The organism is Pasteuria ramosa (assembly GCF_056496785.1).
Window position 1 is genome coordinate 1,622,742 of sequence record NZ_CP143099.1, and the last position, 20,491, is coordinate 1,643,232.

Here is a 20,491-nt window from a genome sequence, read left to right on the forward strand (position 1 = left end):
AAAGAAATACGGCCGATGTAATTCTTGGTAAAAACCATCCATTTAAATAGCTATCTCGTCGTATATTTCTGTAACCATATATAAGCCTGTTGCGAAATCGTTTCCTCTAACGCTAATAATTCTTCTAAAGATAACTGAGCTTTATAAACTTGTGTTTGTAAAAAATAATCAATTGTAGCAAAAATCATCGGAAATGCCACATCATCTTGTAAAAAAGCATTTACAGCAACTTTATTTGCCGCATATAAAACTGTGGGTAGATTACCACCTTTTTTACATGCTTCAACAGCTAATTTGAAGCAAGGATACCGGGTATGTGATATAGGGGCAAAAGAGAGTTCTAAATCAAAGAAATTCAAAGGTTCAATCGCAAGCGGTAAACGATCTGGATATGTTAGAGCGTATTGAATAACCGTTTTCATATCCGGATAACTAAGCTGAGCTAACCACGTACCATCTATAAAACCAACTAAGCCATGTACGATACTTTGTCTATGTAAAACGGCCTTGATTTTATCATAAGGTAGATCAAACAAAAAATGTGCTTCCATAATTTCAAAAGCCTTATTCATCATCGTCGCTGAATTAACAGTAATAATAGTTCCCATAGACCAAGTCGGGTGTTTTAAAATATCTTTTGCTTTAACATGAGCTAGTTGTGTAACATCTAAATTTTGCAATGCCCCACCAGAAGCAGTTAACAAAAGTTGATCTACAACATCAATCTTTTGTCCATACATACACTGCCATAAAGCTACATGTTCACTATCAATCGGTAAAATATTGCCCTTTTTGAGACAACCGCCTGCTTCTTTTAACAGCTGACCAGCCATCACTAAGATTTCCTTATTAGCAATACAAAGCTTTTTACCAGCTTTCAAAGCCATAAGCGCGGGTTTTAAACTAATAATACCTGAAGTAGCAATAACAACATGGGTAACCTCTGGTAACAAGATCAAATTATCCAGCGCTTCTAAACCTTTATACAAACAAACATGCGGTAAATTAACCTTTTTTTGCAGTTGCTCCCCTGCGAACTCATCTGTCATCACAACATGTGGTGGTTGAAATGTTTTAATTTGCTCAAGCATCATATCAATATTCTGCTCTGCAACCAAACCTAAAATTTCCCATCGAGATGGATGTAATTTTAAAACATCTAAGGTGCTGCGACCCACCGATCCCGTTGATCCTAAAATAACAATTTTCTTTTTTGGCACTTTTTGTATTGTCAGTTTAAATCACTCCAAGTAAATAAAGAACAAAGAAAATAAATAACAAACTGTCGAAACGATCTAATATACCACCATGTCCCGGTAAAATAACACCAAAATCTTTAATATTAAGGGTTCGCTTCCACGCAGATTGAATGAGATCACCTAAAGGTGAAATCAACGCTACGATCGTTATAAACCATAGGGGGAAAAGTACCGACCAATTTAAATAAAGAATAAAACCCAGAACCATTGCACCGATGAAACCCGCAATGGTACCTTCCCATGTTTTCTTGGGACTTATTTTTGGAAAAAAGGGCTTTCGACCAAATTTATAACCAATAATATAAGCCAGGGTATCATTTATCCACGTCATCACAATAACACCCATACAAAATTTCAATCCATTTATTAAATGAATAGATTTAGCCATAGCTCCAAAACTAACACCCAGGTAGATTGCTGAAAAAAACAATTGTGAAATATGGGTGAAATTAATTTTATTTAGACTAAATACATTTATCAATAAAAGTACACCGATCAAAGTATAAATCATATTTATAAACGATAATTGGATAAAAGAAAAAGAAATGATACCCTCAAAAGGTAATAAAAAAGGTTGATAAATCGTTAATAACGATTTATCAATATCTAAGGTTTGATTAAAACAAAGAATAAAGAGCCAAATACCAATGATATATAAAATAAAATTCAGCTTTTTAAATTGAGCATACAAAATTTCCCCTAAAGCTATAAACCCTAAAAAAAGGAGAGCTATAGTATAGCCCCATTTATTTGAAAATAGCAGATAAAGAAAAAATATACCACAAAACAGACCAGTTAATAATCTCTTCTGAAAAGTGCTCATGCTAAATATCAAGCCAACTCTCTTTCTCAATTAACCAATTGATCCATAACGACGGGAACGAAGTTGAAAATGATGTAGCGCACGATGAAATTCTGGCACGGTAAAATCTGGCCATAAAGTATTGACAAAGATAAGTTCGCTATATGCTATTTGCCAAAGAAAAAAATTACTAATACGTATTTCACCACTTGTACGAATAACCAAATCTGGATCAGGTAGTTCTTTTGTCAAAAGATGCTGCGCAAATAAACGGTCATCGATCTCATGTGGCTGAAGCTCGCCATCAGAAACTTTACCCGCTATGTTACGTACAGCATGAATAATTTCGGCTCGCGAACCATAATTAACGGCAAAGTTAATTATCAAACCCGTGTTATCATTGGTTTCTGCTTCAAAACGATCCATGGCATCAAGTGTCCGTTGCGGTAGCAAAGCTCGATCACCGAGCATTCTAACCTGGACATTACGCTGGACAAGTTCTTTTAAATCTGTTTTGAGAAAATTAATCGGCAAATCGAGTAAAAAAGAAACTTCATCCGAAGGTCGTTGCCAATTTTCTGTTGAAAAAGCAAAAAAAGTAAGTACTGGTATGTGGAGTTGATCCGTAGCACGAATAATTTCTCGAACTCTACGCATACCAGATGCATGACCTAAAGTACGAGCTAAATAACGATTACTGGACCAACGACCATTCCCATCAGGAATAATAGCTATATGCTTAGGTAACATGTTTACGGCTAATTCATAACCATCCTTAACCAAAACACGTTTGCTATTTTCAGCATCGTATGATTTCGAATCATCATGTTTATTGTTTTCCCTATCAAACATATATATCCCTCAGCATCATTTGTTGAATAAACATACTATGAACGAAGTATTTCCTTCTCTTTCGAGCTGATTAAATTATCAACCTCTTTGTTAAAATCATTTGTAATCTTTTGAATAACCGTTTGAAAACGTTTCTTAACATCCTCAGAAAAATCATCGGCACCTTTATTAGCATCACGACGTACACTACGAATCGTGATTTTCGTTTTTTCACCCATTTGTTGCGCCATCTTAACAAACTCTTTCCGTCGTTCCTCACTCAAACTAGGCATAACAATGCGCAACGACTGTCCATCATCACGTGGTGTCACCCCTAAATCGGCTTTCATAATCGACCGCTCAATTTCTTTTCTGATTGTATTATCAAATGGTTGAATTAACAAACTGGTAGCATCCGGTGTAGAAATACTAGCTACTTGCTTTAAGGGTACTTCACCACCGTAACACGAAACAACAACACGATCTAAAAAAGTTGGGCTAGATCTTCCTGCTCTTAAAGTACCTAAATCACGCTTCAAAGCATCAATCGCTTTATCCATGCGATCCTTCGTCGCTTTTTCAATTTCCTGCGTCATCAACATTCCTCCTAATAATTGTACCAATCCTTTCACCTTTAGCAACACGATATATATTGCTAACATCAGCAATATTAAAAACAATTAAGGGAATATCATTATCCATACATAAAGAAGAAGCAGTTGCATCAATAACTTGTAATCCCTGATTGATAATTTCTAAATATGTTAAAGAATCGTATTTTTGTGCCGTAGGATCAGATAATGGATCAGCTGTATATACACCATCGACATTATGCTTTGCCATCAAAATAACATCTGCACCAATTTCCGCCGCTCGTAAAACAGCAGTCGTATCTGTTGAAAAAAATGGATTACCGGTGCCACTACCAAAAATAACTACTCGGCCTTTTTCTAAATGATGAATAGCACGACGCCTTATATAAGGCTCCGCTATTTGGCGCATCTCAATAGCTGTTTGCACACGTGTTGGCAGATCAACACTTTCAAGGGCACTTTGTAAAGCTAATGCATTCATCACAGTCGCCAACATGCCCATATAATCAGCTGTAGCACGATTCATGCCGCGTTTAGCATTTACCTGACCACGCCATATATTTCCCCCACCTACAACAACGGCTACCTGTACACCTAATAATTCGACAACGCTTTTTATCTGAATTGATAACGCGTTCAAAACTTCTGTATCAATACCATAGCCTTTTGAACCAGCTAAAGCCTCGCCACTCAGTTTAAGTACAATGCGCTTATATTTAGCTTCTTTCATACCTCTCCCCCATTTTTATAGTGCGAAAAAGCAACAATGAAAACTAAAAAATTCAGAGAATGATGAAACAAGCTAATGTCCATAATAACTCTCTTGATAAATATCTTAATAAATCTTTCGCAAAAAAAGAGAACACAAACACCGTGTTCTCTTTAGGGATAGGTTAATATCAAATATTCTCGAAGCACCACTTGCATTTATTATGCTCAATCTCCACCAACACTAAAGAACGTAAAACGACGTATAGTAATATTCTCTTTTAAACAAGCAACTTGTTCCTTTAAGAAATCACTGACACTTTTATTAGGATCTTTTACATAAGGTTGATCAAGTAAACAAATCTCTTTGAAATACTTACCTAAACGACCCTCTACCATATTCTTAACAACAGCCTCAGGTTTTCCTTCACCCAAAGCTTTTTTATACAAAATATCTCTTTCACTATCCACCACATCTTGTGGTATCTCATCGCGCGAAACAAACTTAGGTTTCACAGCAGCAATATGCATGGCAATGTTATGTACAAAAGCCTTAAATTCCTCTGTACGAGCCACAAAATCAGTCTCACAATTAACCTCTATTAAAACACCTAACCGACCATCACCATGAATATATGAATAAACAAGGCCTTCCGAAGTAGCGCGTCCAGCCTTTTTAGCCGCTGTAGCCAAACCAGATTCACGAAGATAAATAACAGCTTTATCAACATCACCATTTGTTTTCTCTAAAGCTTTCTTGCAATCCATAAAACCAGCTGATGTCTTCTCACGCAACTCTTTAACCTGCATCGGTGTTATATTCTTCAATCAATATACCTCCCTTACCTAAGAACCAACGTTTGAGGAAGATCTACTAGGAGATGATGATGCATGATCATCTTCATTACGTCCCTCTAAAATCGCATCGGCAATTTTACCGGTAAATAACCGAACAGCTCTAATCGCATCGTCATTACCAGGAATAATGTGGTCAATTTCATCAGGATCACAATTTGTATCGACAATCGCAATACGAGGAATACCAAGCTTAATAGCTTCAGCAACAGCAATACGCTCTTTACGAGGATCGATGACAAAAATAGCATCAGGTAAACGCTTCATCCCACGAATACCACCAAGGAATTTTTCTAAACGATCGCGCTCTTTATTCAATAACACAACTTCTCTTTTCGGTAAAAGGGCAAAAGTACCCTCTTCTTCCATACGTAACAAATATTCCAGGCGGTCAATACGCTTACGAATTGTTTGAAAATTAGTCAACGTACCGCCTAACCAACGATGGTTAACATAAAAATTACCAGAACGTATAGCCTCATCACGAACAGCTTCTTGCGCTTGTTTTTTAGTACCTACAAACAAAACAGTACCACCATCACGAGCCAAATCACGGGTAAAATTAAAAGCGCGATCGAGCATTTTACTTGTTTTCTGTAAATCAATAATATAAATATTATTGCGTTGTGTAAAAATATACTCACCCATCTTGGGATTCCAACGACGCGTTTGATGCCCAAAATGAACTCCAGCTTCCAACAACTGTTTCATCGAAACACAAGCCATGAACCATACCTCCATAAATGTGGGTTAAAACCTCCGTCATGTGAAAAAACACAAACAAAAAACCATGTCAAAACATAGCACCCTCTTGTTTGTTTCACATAATACGTGTGGATTTCCGTCCATTTTCAAATATCGAATAATCGAATCAGAAGTCCTTAAAATAATCCAGGATCACTATACCATGTTTTACCCCTAAGCACAAGATTAGCGCACAGATGTCAAAAAACCAAGCATATATAAATTCAAGTTATCTCAACTTTGTCTCAAATTTTTGGTCATTTCCTATAAAATATATTGACTAGCATCATGATCACTAACAATCGATAACAGCTGTTTTTTTACATAATTAGTGTTTATTTCAATTTTATTACCACGCATATCGGGCGCTGCAAAAGATAATTCTTCCAACAAACGCTCTAAAAGTGTCGCTAAGCGACGCGCACCAATATTCTCTGTATTGCGGTTAACTTTTTCCGCTAAGTTAGCAATTTCCGCAATAGCATCATCCGTAAAGGTAATGGTCACATCTTCTGTCGCTAAAAGTGCTATATATTGTTGTAAAAGAGCATTTTTAGGTTCTGTTAAAATACGCACAAAATCAGAAGCACAAAGATCATTTAAATTCACACGAATCGGAAAACGTCCTTGCAACTCTGGGATAAGTTCTGATGGTTTAGCAACATGAAAAGCTCCTGCAGCAATAAACAAAATATGATCTGTATTTACAGGTCCATATTTCGTCACGACCGTTGAACCTTCGATAATTGGCAAGATATCACGTTGGACACCTTCACGAGAAACTTCTGCATTTTGTTGATGTTTACCGACGATTTTATCGATCTCGTCTAAAAACACAATCCCTAATTGTTCCGTATACTGAATAGCTTCTTTGATCGTTTGCTCATTATCAATTAACTTTTGCGCCTCTTGTTTAATTAAAACTTCCCTTGCTTCTTTCAATGACAAACGTACTTTACGCAACTTTTTAGGCAATAAATTCTGTAACATATCTTGCATCTGATTACCGAGTAATTCCATCCCACCACCAGAAAAAAAATCAGGTGTTGAAGATGTATCTTCAACTTCAATGTCTAACATCTCGTCCTCTAGTAATCCTTTAAGCAACTTTTTACGTACTTTATCACGCGATATCGCTAATTCAACTTCATCATTATCTGTTTTAACATCATCATCCATATTTTTATTCAAAAACATCGCGAAAGGATTTGTAGCATCTCGGTTTTTTTTCGTAGGAACCAATAAGGCAACTAAACGTTCGGTAGCTCTTTCCGAGGCTTTAGTATGTACTGCTTTGATTTTATCATTTTTAACCATACGTATCGCAATTTCTAGGAGATCGCGAATCATGGACTCAACATCGCGTCCGACATAACCAATTTCCGTAAATTTCGTCGCCTCTACTTTGACAAAAGGCGCTTTAACCAAATGTGCCAAACGACGCGCAATTTCCGTTTTGCCTACACCAGTAGGGCCAATCATTAAAATATTTTTCGGCATTACCTCATTTTTCCAAGGAAGAGGTAGTTGAAACCGACGATAACGATTGCGCAAGGCAATAGCAACAGCTCTTTTAGCCTCTTTTTGTCCCACAATATATTTATCCAGTTCTATGACAATTTCCCTAGGAGTAAATGTCTCCGGACCTCTAAGTTGTTTTAGCATCGTCATCACCACCTACTTCCTCCACGACGATATGTTCATTTGTATATACACACAAATCACTCGCTAATAACAAGGCTTCTTTAGCAATCGTTGCCGCAGATAAATGTTCCGCATGCTTCTTTAACGCCCTCGCTGCTGACAAAGCATAATTACCACCCGAACCGATGGCAATAATCCCATCATCTGGTTCAATAACTTCGCCACTACCTGAAATTAACAACAAATGATCATTATCGAGAACCAACAACATCGCTTCTAAACGGCGCAACATCCGATCAGAACGCCAAGTGCGCGCTAATTTAACAGCAGAACGAACTAGATGACCTTGGTTTTTTTCTAACTGTGTTTCAAAATTTTCAAATAACGTCAATGCATCTGCTACCGCGCCTGCAAAACCAGCAACAACACGCCCTTTATATAAACGACGCACTTTGACGGCTTGTTTTTTTAAAACAACATGACCAACCGTTACTTGACCATCACCCGCAATAGCACCTTTACCTTGATGACGAACGGCACAAATCGTTGTCCCTCGCATATATGCTCTCTCTTTTCACAAAAGGTTTCTAGCACAAAAAACTCATCATCACAAATACTTTGATGATATTTATTTAATTAACTTCCGTCTGATAACCACATTTTTCCTTATCGACACATAATAAACGCAAAATCTTTTTTGTTCGCTTTTCAATCATGATCCCTCGACAACGCGGACAAGGTTTTTTATGCGGTCGATCCCATGACAAATATTCACATTTAGGATAAGCATTACAGCCATAAAACGTCCGTTTTTTCTTACTTTTTCGCTCAACAATTTGTCCATCTGAACATAAAGGACAAGCAACTCCGATTAGTTTATCAATCGCACGCGTATTACGACAATCAGGAAAAGCAGAACAAGCTAAAAATTTACCATAACGTCCAAACTTATAAACCATTGAGGTATTACACTTATCACAAACTTCATCAGAAACTTCATCTTTAACCTCGACATCTTTCATCTCAGCAGAAGCTACTTGAAGACGATCATGAAATGGTTGATAGAAAACATTGAGAATCGAAACCCAATTTTCTTTACCTGATTCAACTAAATCAAGTTCTTTTTCCATATGAGCAGTAAATTCAACATTTAAAATTTCGGGAAAAAAACGTTCCATAATACCAAGAACAAGTTCACCTAATTCTGAAGGAACAAAACGTTTTTCCTCCAACAAAACGTAACCTCGTTTTTGCACCGTTTCTAACGTTGGTGCATACGTACTAGGACGACCAATCCCTTTTTCCTCCAACATTTTAACTAAACGAGCTTCCGTATACCGTGGTGGAGGCTGCGTAAAATGTTGTTTAGGATCTATATTTTCTTTATCTAAAACTTGCCCCTCTGTCAGAGGAGGTAAAAATGTTTCTTTTTCACCTGAAGCATTGTCATCACTGCCTTCGGTGTAAACACGCATAAACCCAGGAAAATTTATTTTCGAACCTGTGGCACGAAACCAAACATCACCAGCATAAATATCACAAGAAATAGCATCTAAGACTGCATGAGCCATTTGTGAAGCAATAAACCGCTCCCAAATCAACTTATATAAGCGTAGTTGATCACGAGATAAATATTGCTTTAACAAAAGCGGTGTCTTTTGAGGATAAGTAGGACGAACAGCTTCATGCGCATCTTGCGCACTTGCTTTTTTTTTCGTAACATGTTCCTTCGTCGATAAATATTCTTTGCCATAACTATCCGTTATATAATCTTGTGCCTCACTTTTAGCACTATCAGCAACACGAATCGAATCCGTACGCATATATGTTATAAGACCAACAAGACCTTCTTTCCCTAGCTCAATACCTTCATAAAGCTGCTGTGCAATCATCATCGTTTTCTGAGCCCGAAAACCTAATTTTCGCGCTGCTTCTTGCTGTAAGGTACTGGTAATAAAAGGCGGTGAAGGATGTCGTTTCAATTGGCGTTTTTGTAAAGCTTTAACAACAAACTTATGATCACCGATAAGCGCTAAAATAGCATTTGCCTCTTCTTCGCTCTTCAACTCTTTTTTTTCTTTACCTATACCTTGAAACTTAGCACGTATCGGCTTCTTATGACTCAACAAATCAGCAGTAATCGTCCAATATTCCTGTGGTTCAAAAACCCTAATCTCACGTTCACGATCTAAAATCAACTTAACAGCAACAGATTGCACACGTCCAGCACTCAATCCACGTCGAACAGATTTCCACAACAATGGACTAATACTATATCCTACCAAACGATCTAAAATACGCCGTGCTTGCTGAGCATCAACCAAATTCATATCAATTGGCCTTGGTTTATGAAAAGCATCCTGAATAGCTTTTTTCGTTATTTCATGAAAAACCACACGACAATCGTCCTCAGGAGACAACTGCAAACTGTTAGCCAAATGCCAAGCGATTGCTTCACCTTCGCGATCCGGGTCAGCCGCCAAATAAATGCGTTTAACCTTTTTTTTCGCATCACGAAGTTTTTTAAGAATTTCACCCTTACCTCTAACCGTTATATATTTTGGATTAAAAGAATCATCTACATCAACACCTAATTGACTTTTAGGTAAATCACGCACATGTCCCATAGATGCTCTAACCAAAAAACGTTTACCGAGATATTTACTAATCGTTCTCGCTTTAGCAGGAGATTCAACAATCACCAGCGCTTCTGCCATACTATTATAGTTCCTCCTTTCCTAAATATATGTATAAACAAACCTTTATAACAATATTTATTACTTCCTAAACAAAAGAAAAAGCAAAAAAGAAAAAGCAATAATAAAGAAAAAGAAACAAAAGAAAAAGAAACAAAAGAAAAAGAAACAAAAGAAAAAACAATAATAAAGAAAAATATCATGCCATGAAAAAAACCAAGGTCTACGAAAAATCGTAGACCCATAACTAATGCCATTATCCTAAACGACAAAGCATAAATAATGCAAGCAAAACTAATTAGTAGCCTTTTGTAATAAACCTTGATCTTTAAGCACACCGTAAACCGTTTTACCAATTTCTGCAGGTGTCTTCGCCATATAAACACCAGCTTTACTCAAGGTATCAATCTTTGCTTTTGCTGTTCCTTGACTACCAGCAATAATTGCCCCAGCATGTCCCATACGTTTACCAGGAGGAGCAGTTTGACCGCCAATGAAACCAACCACAGGCTTCCGCATATGTTTACTTATCCATTCAGCTGCCTCTTCTTCGTCCGTACCCCCAATTTCTCCGATTAAAACAACAACATCCGTATCAGGATCAGCATCAAAGGCAGCTAAAGCATCGATAAAGCGCGTGCCGATCAATGGATCCCCACCGATACCTACAGCAGTTGATTGACCCAATTGCAACTTCGTCAATTGGTGCACAGCTTCATAGGTTAAGGTACCACTACGAGATATAACACCCACACGTCCTTTGGTATGTATATAACCAGGCATAATACCGAGGCGACAAGCGCCAGGCGTGATAATACCTGGACAATTAGGACCAATCAGTCGGGTTGTATGATGTTTTAAATAGTTACAAACATAAACCATATCCGAAACAGGTATACCTTCAGTAATACAAACAACTAAAGGAAGTCCTGCATCCGCCGCTTCAAGAATAGCATCAGCAGCAAATGGAGGTGGTACATAGATGATAGAAGCATTAGCATCTGTTGCCTGTACAGCTTCCCTAACCGTGTTATAAATCGGAATACCTTCTTTATCTGTTCCACCTTTACCAGGTGTAACACCTGCTCCAATTTTGGTACCATACGCTAAAGATTGCTTCGTATGAAACCACCCTGTATTACCTGTAATACCTTGAACAATAATACGCGTTGTATCATCAACCCAAATACTCATTTCTGATCACCCTCCCTCAAGCTTTCTTTGCTTGTTTAGCAGCCAAGACAGCTAATTCAGCACCTTCATCCATGGACATAGCCGTTGTAATCGGTAAATCACTATCATTTAAAATAGCCAAGCCTTCTTTCACCCTCGTACCTTCCAAACGAACAATCAATGGACAAACACGTTTAACATTAGCTACAGCCGATACAATACCCTTGGCCAAGATATCACAGCACACGATGCCACCAAAAATATTAATAAAAACCGCCTTAACTTGATCATCATCCATTAAAATCTTAAAAGCAGCTTCAACTCTTTCGATCGTTGCACCGCCACCTACATCCAAAAAGTTAGCCGGCCGACCGCCAAAATAATTTAAAATATCCATCGTCGCCATAGCTAACCCCGCACCATTAACCATGCAGCCTATTTCACCTTCAAGAGCCACATAATTTAAATCCTGCTGCTTAGCAGCTAACTCACGGGCATCCTCTTCCTCAGGATCGTGTAATTTACATATATCCTGATGACGGAATAATGCATTTTCATCAAAAATAATCTTTCCGTCTAATGCAACAACTTGACCATCCTTAGTAACAACAAGCGGATTTATCTCAATCAAAGAGCAATCTTTTTCCATAAATAATTTATAAACTTGTTGCAAAATATGCATCGTAGCTTTCATTTGGTGGCTATGTACACCTAGAGCATAAGTTAAACGACGTGCTTGGAAAGGCTGTAAACCTAACATAGGATCGATAACTTCACGATAGATACTTGCGGGATTTTTGAGCGCAGTCTCTTCAATGTCACCGCCACCCTCTTTGGAAACCACAAAAACAGGATGCTGCGTTACACGATCAATTAACAAACTAACATAATGTTCAGTGGCGATATCACAACCCGCCTCGATTAAAAGAGAATTAACTTTACTTCCCTTAGCATCAGTTTGTGGCGTAACTAAATAACTACCCAATAAATTAGATACATGCTCCTTGATCGCAGGTAAATTGCGGGCAATTTGCACACCGCCACCCTTACCTCTACCTCCAGCATGTACTTGGGCTTTAATCACCCAGCAAGAAGAAGAAACTTTTTTAGCGATCTCAGAAATATCAGATGTAGCATCGACGACAAACCCTTTAGGTGTCGGTATATCATATGCGCGAAAAAGCTCTTTTGCTTGATATTCATGAATTTTCAAAAATAATGCCACCCCTTTCAAAAAGGTGAATGATGGGTTTTGTGTAAATAAGAATAAATCATTTAAGCACTAAAAAAATATCCTCCAACAACAATAGCTAAAAAAATACCAGCCAAAATCATAAAAACACCGCCCGCGGAGATAAAAAAGTCAAGCAAATCACTATCGCCACTAGCCTCCTTATCTCTATGCTCACTTGCCAAGAATTTATCTTCGCTAAAATTAGTCGAAATATCCTTTTTATGCATTCCGTTTCACCTCGCCATAGACATATTTAGCAAAATTACATAGCAATTAAGCATAAATCGAAGATAAATTATATAACAAATAATTTAACATAATATTTTTATGTGAATATAAATAATATATAGCGAAATTATAAACATTACCACTAAAATCTTGTATAAATTTGACAGATTAATCAGCCATATTATTGTAGATAATTATTCTGTAGTAGAATAAATGATGTTTTCCCTTGCCAAACAACTTGCCAAAATCCTTTAAAGAGAATAAACATTATACACCACATCCACCCCTATTCTAGCAAGCTATTTAAGAAATGCAAAATAAAAAAAGAAACAATTTAAAGTTTATGACCTTTGTATACTTGCAAAGGTAGATCCATACCTCTAAAATGGACTCCAAATGCATAGCCGATTGCAATAATTATAACTAAATGATTATGGGTTAAAATCAAAGGAGGTAATTATAAATGCGTACGTGGGTAGATAAAGAAACTTGTATCGCCTGTGGTGCTTGCGGTGCTGCAGCCCCTGAGGTTTATGAATATGATGAAGATGGAATAGCGTTTGTTGTCAAAGATAACAACCAAGGCACTTGGGATATCGAAGAAAATCTCTCCGAATCAGTCAAAGAAGCTCAAGAAGGATGCCCAACCGATTCAATAAAGGTAGGCACACCAGAAGAAATAACAGCAGAGATGGAAGCAAACAACTAAAGGAAAAACCAAACACCTAGACAAATTTAATTAAGAAGCAATATATGACTAAATCCTACCTTATATCTAGTATTTTTAGAAGGAGGTTTAGTCCAGTTTTTGTTTTTGAAAAAATAAATAAAAGACAATAAAGCAAATAAACGAAAAAGATAAAAAAGAAATACAACAAAGATAAAAAAAGAAATCCAACAGAGATAAAAAATTAATTATTTAAAAAAAGTTAAAAATCATTAAATAATCATTTCGATTTTTTCTTCATTATTCACTTCTTTAAAAAACGATTTTATGATTTGTATATAAAATCTATAAAATTGCTATTTTTATAAAAGGGGTTCAACACTAAATGTTAAATCAACCGCTCATTGTGGATGCTTTTGTAGAAATTTCCACAGGTTCGCAAAATAAATATGAATATAAACCTGAAGATGGTTCTTTCCACCTTGACCGTGTATTGTATTCACCTATTCACTATCCTGCTGAATACGGTTTCGTACCAGGAACACTCGCCGAGGATGGTGATCCCCTAGATATTATGGTCTTAGTTACAGAACCAACATTTCCTGGTTGTCGAATTCGTAGTCGCGTTGTAGGTGTATTACATATGGAGGATGAGAAAGGCAAGGATGATAAGTTGCTTTCTGTACCAATAGGCGATCCTCGTTTTGCTGAGATACAAAACCTACAGGATGTAGCTAAACATACACGAAAAGAAATTGAGCATTTATTTCTTGTCTATAAAGATTTAGAGGGTAAAACCACACATATTAATGGTTGGGATGAACGAGAAGCCGCCATAGATATTTATAATAAATGCCGAGATCGCTTTAAGGGCCAAAAAATTTAGTATGAAAAAATGTAAAGAAAATACCACAAAAATATTCTCAGAAGCAAAAGTAATAAAAAAATAAAACTCCCGCTTCCCAACATTAGGAGGCAGGAGTTTTTTTATCATCAAAAGAGCAAATGATAAATTTATGCTAAATAAGTAGTACAAGCATATGGCTGTTGTGCATATGGTTGTTGTGCATATGCTTGTGGTGCATATGCTTGTGGTGCATATGCTTGTGGTGAATATGCTTGTTGTGGCTGTGGTGCGTATGCTTGTTGTGGCTGTGGTGCGTATGCTTGTTGTGGCTGTGGTGCGTATGCTTGTTGTGGTTGAGCATAAGGCATTTGTTGTTGTAATGTTGTTGTGCATGCTGTGTATTGTGGCTGTGGTGCATATGCTTGTGGTTGAGCATAAGGTGTTTGCTGAGTCGTCAAACATGTTTGTGGTGCTTGTGAAGTATATTGTGATTGCGCATAAGGTGTTTGAGGATAAACTGCTTGCGTAAAAGATTGAGCAAAAGGTTGTGGCATACCTGTGAATTGACTTATTTCCATATTAAAAACATCTCCTGTCTATTTTTTAATACTAAAAAGCAAATCTTGTCAAAAACGTATCCTAAAAAATAGGATATGTCCCTATGACTCCCTGTCCCGCCCTACAACCACTAAAAAGCAGAAAAAATAAATCTTGTCCAAAAAACTAATTATCTATAAAAATAAAGCAAAAACCACTAAATTATTGAAGGATTCTTGGCTGTGCTTGTGTCGGCTGATGTTGAGGTGGAATTGCAAAAGCAGGTATGTGTTGCTGATGTTGAGGTGGAATTGCAAAAGCAGGTGTGTGTTGCTGATGTTGAGGCGGAATTGCAAAAGCAGGTGTGTGTTGCTGATGTTGAGGCGGAATTGCAAGAGTAGGATTTGTTGCTAATGGATATCTAGACCATGTATGACCAGGTTGTTGTGCTTGTTGAGGTGCAACAAAACCTAATTCAGAATATGCTCTTCTAGCAAAGAATGAAGCTTGTTCCATCAATGCCATAGCTTTCTTGACCTGCTCTACAGCAGTCAAAGTAACTTGTTGTGCAGTATGTGGCGCAGTATGTGGCGCAGTATGTGGCCCAGTATGATGCGCAGTATGTGGCCCAGTATGATGCGCAGTATGTGGCCCAGTATGATGCGCAGTATGTGGCGCAGTATGTGGCGCAGTATGTTGTTGAAAATGCGACATTGGTTGATGTGCAGTATGTTGTTGAAAATGCGCCATTGGTTGCTGTGTTGTCATCATCGGTTGATTCCAAGACGACGCTACACTAACAGGCACCTGGTAAGGTACTTGAGCTCTAGCTTTTGCACTGGTCGGAAAACCACTTTGTGAAAATTGTCCTATTTCCATCTGACAGCTCCGTATCAATTGATTTAGTTGTTGAATTAATTGCACATTATTCGACTCTTGTTGATTCTTACGTTGTGTAGCATGATGATTTACTTGCTCGCGTTGTTGTAGTTGTTGGATAACAGTTTGTAACTGAGCCAGATTGGTACTAATCCGAGAAAGTGCATTTTTAGCCAACGGAAACGAATATGCCATAAAATGAATAACCTCCTTAACAATTAACTTCAACAACTCACCCTTTAAAATGAGTAAGTTATATTATCCTCAGACATTTATGATAAAAATATACTTAAAAATTAGCCACAAACTTAAAAAATCAAATGCTATGATGTGGATAAATGCTATATAAAGGAATTGGCACTACAGGAATAGGGGAAGGCGCAAAGGTTTGCTGTGGATGCGCAAAGGTTTGCTGTGGATGCGCAAAATGATGTGGGTAAGATCCCATCATTTGTGAATTATATGGCATAGGTTGATTGGTTTGTGGCGAAATAAATTGATTAACTTCTTGTTGACAATTCTGCGTCAATTGATTAATTTGTTTAGCCAGTTTACATGTACTAGCCTCATATTGCTGCTTTTCATGTGTCGTTTGATGATTGTCACCTGTGTGCTGTTCCAATTGTTGTGTTAATGTCTGAATTTTTTCTAAGTTAGCACGCATACGAACAGCTTGTGGTAACAAAGACATTTGCGGAAAAATAGAGGTTGATTGAATAACGTCTTGCTGACAATTACGTATTAACTGCGTAAGATGATTTACAAGCTGAACATTACAAGCTTCAGTATGTTCCTTCTGCTGCGTTGTTTGTTGACCGGTCTGCTCCAATTGCTGCAACTGCTTAGCCACAGTATGCAATTGCTCAAGATTTTCAATCAGACGGGTAAATGGGGGATTGCATTGCATATTTAACCATCACTCCTCCACTTAATTTGGCTAAATCAATAAAGATATAAAAACTTAAAGGTCCACACAAAAATCATCATTAACGATTAAACGAAAGATTAAACCACCTTACTGAATAAAAGGCGAAACATGATGCGCATGAGTACCTGTACTAATTTGTTGATGAGTTGTATAACCATACGGTACATCAGGCGCAGCTGATGCCTGGCCTACGATATGATTAATTTCCTGTTGAGCATTTTTAATCAATTGCGACATCTGTTGCGATAATTGCAAACTTAAAGCCTCTTTGTTCTCTTTTTGTTGCGTAGTATGATGATTTAAACTTTCCTTCTGTTGCAACTGCTGCAACACGGCCTGAACCTGATTTAAATTAGCATTCAAACGCGTGATTATCTCAGAACATGCGTAAGCAGTGAACATCTCATGCATCACTCCTTTGTGATTAAAAAAATGAATGAAATGCCTCTTACAAGCGCCATTATGCCACCAAAAAAAAACTTATATACATATTTTATAAACAAAAATAAAAATAAACATTTTTTAACCAAATTAATAATTATATCCTGATTTATAATTTAAAATATAGTTTGAAAACATAAATAACAAAAACATAAACGAAAGTAAAAAAAGTACAACCAACAAAAAAATCAACCTAAATATCCTAATAAAAGCCAAAAAAAATTTAGAGCTTGTCCAAAAAACATTATGTAAAAGAACGTTTAAGAACCTAATTAAACGAACTAAAAGCTATGATAACGGCTATTTTTTAATGGCTATTTTTTTTTATTTAAATTACCACATTAATAATCGTCTATATTAATATTTCTGGACAAGTCCTATATAAATACTGCTTTTAGACTTACTTTAGAGGTTTTAAAAAATATATCAAATATTACTTAAAAATAAAATTATTAGTTATATAATACTTAAATAAAGGGATAGCATATCAATGAATATTATACAAACTAATGAAAAAAATAAAAAAGCATAAGAAAGTAATAATAACGTATAAAAATATTATTTTAAGACGCAAAATACATACTTAATAACATTATAATCCCTTTTTCATTCCTTTTAAAATAATTATTTTTTTAAAATTATAAACTTTTAAGTTAGCAAAAACCAAAAAAATACATAATACACTAAAGTTAATTTAAAAAACTTTGTTATTTTTTTAAATTTCAAAGGCCAGAATAACATTTAGATTTACAAATTTAGATTTAAAAAATATTGATAGCAATAAAAGCTAAAAAAATTTATATAGGAGATGTTTATCTATGTTAGCATACTACAGCCCTACCCCACAATTTGCTGTACAAGCAAAACCTGCTTTTCCACAACCAACGAATATTGGTCCATCACCAATAGAAAGATGCCGCTTAGCTCAAGAAGCTAAAAATACTATCATTCAAACATTACCAGCTCTACAAGCAGCTATCCAAAAAATAGAGATGGCATCTTATCCTTACACAAGTCCTGCACCTACATTCGCTAAGCCATACTTACAGTAAGCAAAAAAACAAAATCCTGGCTTCCTTGGTATAAAGGAAGCGAGGAGTTTGTGTATTTAAATAATTTAATAAATAATTACGTAACTCATTATGAATCTTATTATTATACCATAATGGGTTATTTTTCTACGAAAATATAATTAAAAAAACCAAGAAATAAAAATGAAAATAAAAGTTCTTAAATAAATTAAAAAAAAGATAAAAAAGATAAAAAAGATAAAAAAGATAAAAAAAAATAGCTATATATAAAAATATATTATTCTATTATAATAAAATGACATCTATTATATAGTGCAAAACAAAAAAATAAAGAACTTATTTTAATATATTATTTTATAATAAATTTATAAAAATGATAAACCGATTTATCTTTAATTATTATCTAAATAATAAAAATATAAATCTCCTGTAGAAAAGGAGAATATGGGTGAAAAATCTCAAACGTCGTCAAACATGGGAACATGAACATCGAAAAAATAATTTTATTAAAATCTTATGGATATTAGGTGCATCATTGATAATTTTGATGATCATAGTAATAATTTTTATATCAATCAAATCAGATGATGAGAAAAAATCAACAAACGAAAATAACGACACAGAAACAAATACTAATATCGCATCACCTAGTAATCCTACAAATAATACTACCCAGACAGCGGGTAATCCTCCTTTACAAGATAATAAAGCTACAGACAACAAAATTTATACTACACAAAAAAATACTGATAATACCGATAATCAAACTACTGACCAAGATCAAACAAATACAAAAGAGGAAGATAAAAAAGCTAAACTAAATAGTACTGTAAAAGCCATGTCAACTACTGCATTAGAATTAGTTAATAATTATCGCGCAAAATTCAATTTAAAATCACTTACATACAATTCATCTTTAGAACAAATAGCCACAAAAAAAGCCTGTGATGTAAAAAATTGCGTAGAAGTATTGAAACTTGGGTTAGCTCATGACTGTCCTCCCTCCGGTCGTATTAGCGACATGTTAAAAAGAAATGGCATTTCATATATAACTAATGGTGAAAACTTAGCTGTTGGTAAATATAAACCTTCAAAAATCGTCATAGCATGGATAAAAAGCAAACCACATCTAGCTAATATTATTTACGCAAATTTTCAGTTTACAGCTGTAGGAATATGCATATCAAAACAAAATATTTACTGGGTACAACTCTTTTTACAAAAATAATATAAATCCAGTATAAATGCAAACAACAAAATGAGCTTGTCCAATAATCCATGTTAAAGAGTGTTTAAAAATCTAATTTAATGAAAAAAAAGCTATGATAATGGCTATTTTTGTGAATTAAATTAGACCATTACTAATCGGCTATATTAATATTTCTTGACAAATGCAATAAAATAAAAAAAAAACGAAAAATATAATTAATTAATATAAGAAAATATATAACTTAATTAATAAGTTAATACTTTTTAAAATACAAAAATGATTTCAACACCAAACATTAAATCCTAAGAAATTAAAATTATATTAGATGAATTGATAGATGAATTGATTTATATGATTTTAATTATTGCTATAAATAATATAAATATAAGTCTCCTGGTGAGAGGAGCATCCGGGTGACAAATCTAAGGCGTCGCCATAAATGGGAAAAACAACATCGTAAAAATAATTTTATTCAGATATTATGGATAGCAGGTGCCATATTTTTAATATTTGTTACCATAGTCATTGTATATACACTCAATATGTCAAATGATGAAAAATCAAAAAATGAAAATAAAAATTCTGAACAAAATAATGAATTGACTGTACCTAATGAAGCAACGAATAATAATGCTTCTACAGCAGACAAATTTGGTGAAGGGAATAAAAATAGCTCAAGTTATTCTAATCAACAAAATAATTATAATGATAGCAATAAAGATCAGGAGCAAACACTAGAAAAAGATACATTAAAAAAAAGTAAAGTAGATCGTGCTGTAAAGGCTATGTCTAATAATATTATAAAATTAGTTAATGATTATCGACAAAAATTCAATTTAAAACAACTACAATCCGATGAATCATTAGAAACACTCGCAATAAAAAAAGCCTGTGATGTAAAAAAATGTGTAGAAGTGTTGAAAAAAGGCTTAATTCATAATTGTCCTCCTTCGGGTGAAATTGAAAACATGTTAAAACAAAATGGGATTAAATACATCTTTGGCGGTGAAAATTTAGCTATGGGTAAATATGAACCTTCACGAATTGTTGTCGCATGGATAAAAAGCAAAAAACACTTAGATAATATTGTTTATCCCAATTTTCGATTCACAGGTGTAGGTATCTGTATATCAAAAAAAAATATTTACTGGACTCAACTTTTTTTGTATAGATAAAATTTATTT

General features: G+C 35.2%; 22 protein-coding genes. 5 read left to right on the top strand and 17 right to left on the bottom strand.

Annotated elements, in window-relative coordinates; translation table 11 throughout:
• Positions 1–50 precede the first annotated feature (50 nt).
• The 13 genes from dxr to VS182_RS06875 all read right to left on the bottom strand — a co-directional run bounded on the left by dxr (position 51) and on the right by VS182_RS06875 (position 12,766).
• Positions 51–1,220 carry a 1-deoxy-D-xylulose-5-phosphate reductoisomerase gene (gene dxr / locus VS182_RS06815; protein ID WP_479492550.1) on the bottom strand — a complete coding sequence of 390 codons (1,170 nt, stop codon included), beginning with the start codon at positions 1,218–1,220 and terminating at the stop codon, positions 51–53.
• 16 nt (positions 1,221–1,236) lie between these two features.
• Positions 1,237–2,082 (bottom strand): phosphatidate cytidylyltransferase, encoded by an 846-nt coding sequence (locus VS182_RS06820; RefSeq protein ID WP_479492551.1) that lies wholly within the window; start codon positions 2,080–2,082, stop codon positions 1,237–1,239.
• A gap of 30 nt (positions 2,083–2,112) precedes the next feature.
• Positions 2,113–2,913: an isoprenyl transferase gene (locus VS182_RS06825; protein WP_479492552.1), complete on the bottom strand. Its 801-nt coding sequence runs from the start codon at positions 2,911–2,913 to the stop codon at positions 2,113–2,115.
• 35 nt (positions 2,914–2,948) lie between these two features.
• A complete protein-coding gene (gene frr / locus VS182_RS06830; RefSeq protein ID WP_479484406.1) occupies positions 2,949–3,488 on the bottom strand; it encodes a ribosome recycling factor in 540 nt (179 codons plus the stop codon).
• A complete protein-coding gene (pyrH, locus tag VS182_RS06835) occupies positions 3,472–4,215 on the bottom strand; it encodes a UMP kinase (RefSeq protein ID WP_479484407.1) in 744 nt (247 codons plus the stop codon). The genes frr and pyrH overlap by 17 nt, the downstream gene beginning before the upstream one ends.
• Positions 4,216–4,421: 206 nt before the next feature.
• On the bottom strand, positions 4,422–5,021 hold the full coding sequence (tsf, locus tag VS182_RS06840; RefSeq protein ID WP_479484408.1) for a translation elongation factor Ts: 600 nt from the start codon (positions 5,019–5,021) through the stop codon (positions 4,422–4,424).
• 18 nt (positions 5,022–5,039) lie between these two features.
• Positions 5,040–5,774: a 30S ribosomal protein S2 gene (rpsB, locus tag VS182_RS06845; RefSeq protein ID WP_479488472.1), complete on the bottom strand. Its 735-nt coding sequence runs from the start codon at positions 5,772–5,774 to the stop codon at positions 5,040–5,042.
• A gap of 282 nt (positions 5,775–6,056) precedes the next feature.
• A complete protein-coding gene (gene hslU / locus VS182_RS06850; RefSeq protein WP_479484410.1) occupies positions 6,057–7,463 on the bottom strand; it encodes an ATP-dependent protease ATPase subunit HslU in 1,407 nt (468 codons plus the stop codon).
• Positions 7,441–7,995, bottom strand: coding sequence for an ATP-dependent protease subunit HslV (hslV, locus tag VS182_RS06855; RefSeq protein WP_479484411.1), 555 nt, complete (start codon positions 7,993–7,995; stop codon positions 7,441–7,443). The genes hslU and hslV overlap by 23 nt, the downstream gene beginning before the upstream one ends.
• 73 nt (positions 7,996–8,068) lie before the next feature.
• Positions 8,069–10,153, bottom strand: coding sequence for a type I DNA topoisomerase (gene topA, locus VS182_RS06860; protein ID WP_479484412.1), 2,085 nt, complete (start codon positions 10,151–10,153; stop codon positions 8,069–8,071).
• Between the two features lie 273 nt (positions 10,154–10,426).
• On the bottom strand, positions 10,427–11,326 hold the full coding sequence (gene sucD, locus VS182_RS06865; RefSeq protein ID WP_479484413.1) for a succinate--CoA ligase subunit alpha: 900 nt from the start codon (positions 11,324–11,326) through the stop codon (positions 10,427–10,429).
• 16 nt (positions 11,327–11,342) lie between these two features.
• Complete coding sequence (sucC, locus tag VS182_RS06870) at positions 11,343–12,518, bottom strand: ADP-forming succinate--CoA ligase subunit beta (protein WP_479484414.1); 1,176 nt, start codon at positions 12,516–12,518, stop codon at positions 11,343–11,345.
• A gap of 62 nt (positions 12,519–12,580) precedes the next feature.
• Positions 12,581–12,766 carry a hypothetical protein gene (locus VS182_RS06875; protein ID WP_479484415.1) on the bottom strand — a complete coding sequence of 62 codons (186 nt, stop codon included), beginning with the start codon at positions 12,764–12,766 and terminating at the stop codon, positions 12,581–12,583.
• 464 nt (positions 12,767–13,230) lie between these two features.
• On the opposite strand from VS182_RS06875, the gene VS182_RS06880 reads away from it, so the two are divergent.
• On the top strand, positions 13,231–13,476 hold the full coding sequence (locus VS182_RS06880) for a ferredoxin (RefSeq protein ID WP_479484416.1): 246 nt from the start codon (positions 13,231–13,233) through the stop codon (positions 13,474–13,476).
• 343 nt (positions 13,477–13,819) lie between these two features.
• Positions 13,820–14,320, top strand: coding sequence for an inorganic diphosphatase (locus VS182_RS06885; protein WP_479484417.1), 501 nt, complete (start codon positions 13,820–13,822; stop codon positions 14,318–14,320).
• A 128-nt stretch (positions 14,321–14,448) separates the two neighbouring features.
• Here VS182_RS06885 and VS182_RS06890 read toward each other — a convergent pair whose 3' ends face one another.
• The 4 genes from VS182_RS06890 to VS182_RS06905 all read right to left on the bottom strand — a co-directional run bounded on the left by VS182_RS06890 (position 14,449) and on the right by VS182_RS06905 (position 17,027).
• On the bottom strand, positions 14,449–14,859 hold the full coding sequence (locus VS182_RS06890) for a hypothetical protein (protein WP_479488661.1): 411 nt from the start codon (positions 14,857–14,859) through the stop codon (positions 14,449–14,451).
• Positions 14,860–15,040: 181 nt separating this feature from the next.
• A complete protein-coding gene (locus tag VS182_RS06895; protein ID WP_479488662.1) occupies positions 15,041–15,892 on the bottom strand; it encodes a hypothetical protein in 852 nt (283 codons plus the stop codon).
• Between the two features lie 121 nt (positions 15,893–16,013).
• Positions 16,014–16,604, bottom strand: coding sequence for a hypothetical protein (locus VS182_RS06900; RefSeq protein WP_479484420.1), 591 nt, complete (start codon positions 16,602–16,604; stop codon positions 16,014–16,016).
• A 108-nt stretch (positions 16,605–16,712) separates the two neighbouring features.
• Positions 16,713–17,027 (bottom strand): hypothetical protein, encoded by a 315-nt coding sequence (locus VS182_RS06905; RefSeq protein WP_479492553.1) that lies wholly within the window; start codon positions 17,025–17,027, stop codon positions 16,713–16,715.
• 857 nt (positions 17,028–17,884) lie between these two features.
• Between VS182_RS06905 and VS182_RS06910 the strand changes: the two genes are divergently transcribed.
• From VS182_RS06910 to VS182_RS06920, 3 genes are all read left to right on the top strand, one after another.
• The gene (locus tag VS182_RS06910; RefSeq protein ID WP_479484422.1) at positions 17,885–18,118 is read left to right on the top strand and encodes a hypothetical protein; all 234 of its coding nucleotides are present in this window, start codon (positions 17,885–17,887) and stop codon (positions 18,116–18,118) included.
• A 427-nt stretch (positions 18,119–18,545) separates the two neighbouring features.
• Complete coding sequence (locus VS182_RS06915) at positions 18,546–19,325, top strand: CAP domain-containing protein (RefSeq protein ID WP_479488663.1); 780 nt, start codon at positions 18,546–18,548, stop codon at positions 19,323–19,325.
• Positions 19,326–19,720: 395 nt separating this feature from the next.
• Complete coding sequence (locus tag VS182_RS06920; RefSeq protein ID WP_479492554.1) at positions 19,721–20,482, top strand: CAP domain-containing protein; 762 nt, start codon at positions 19,721–19,723, stop codon at positions 20,480–20,482.
• Positions 20,483–20,491 lie beyond the last annotated feature (9 nt).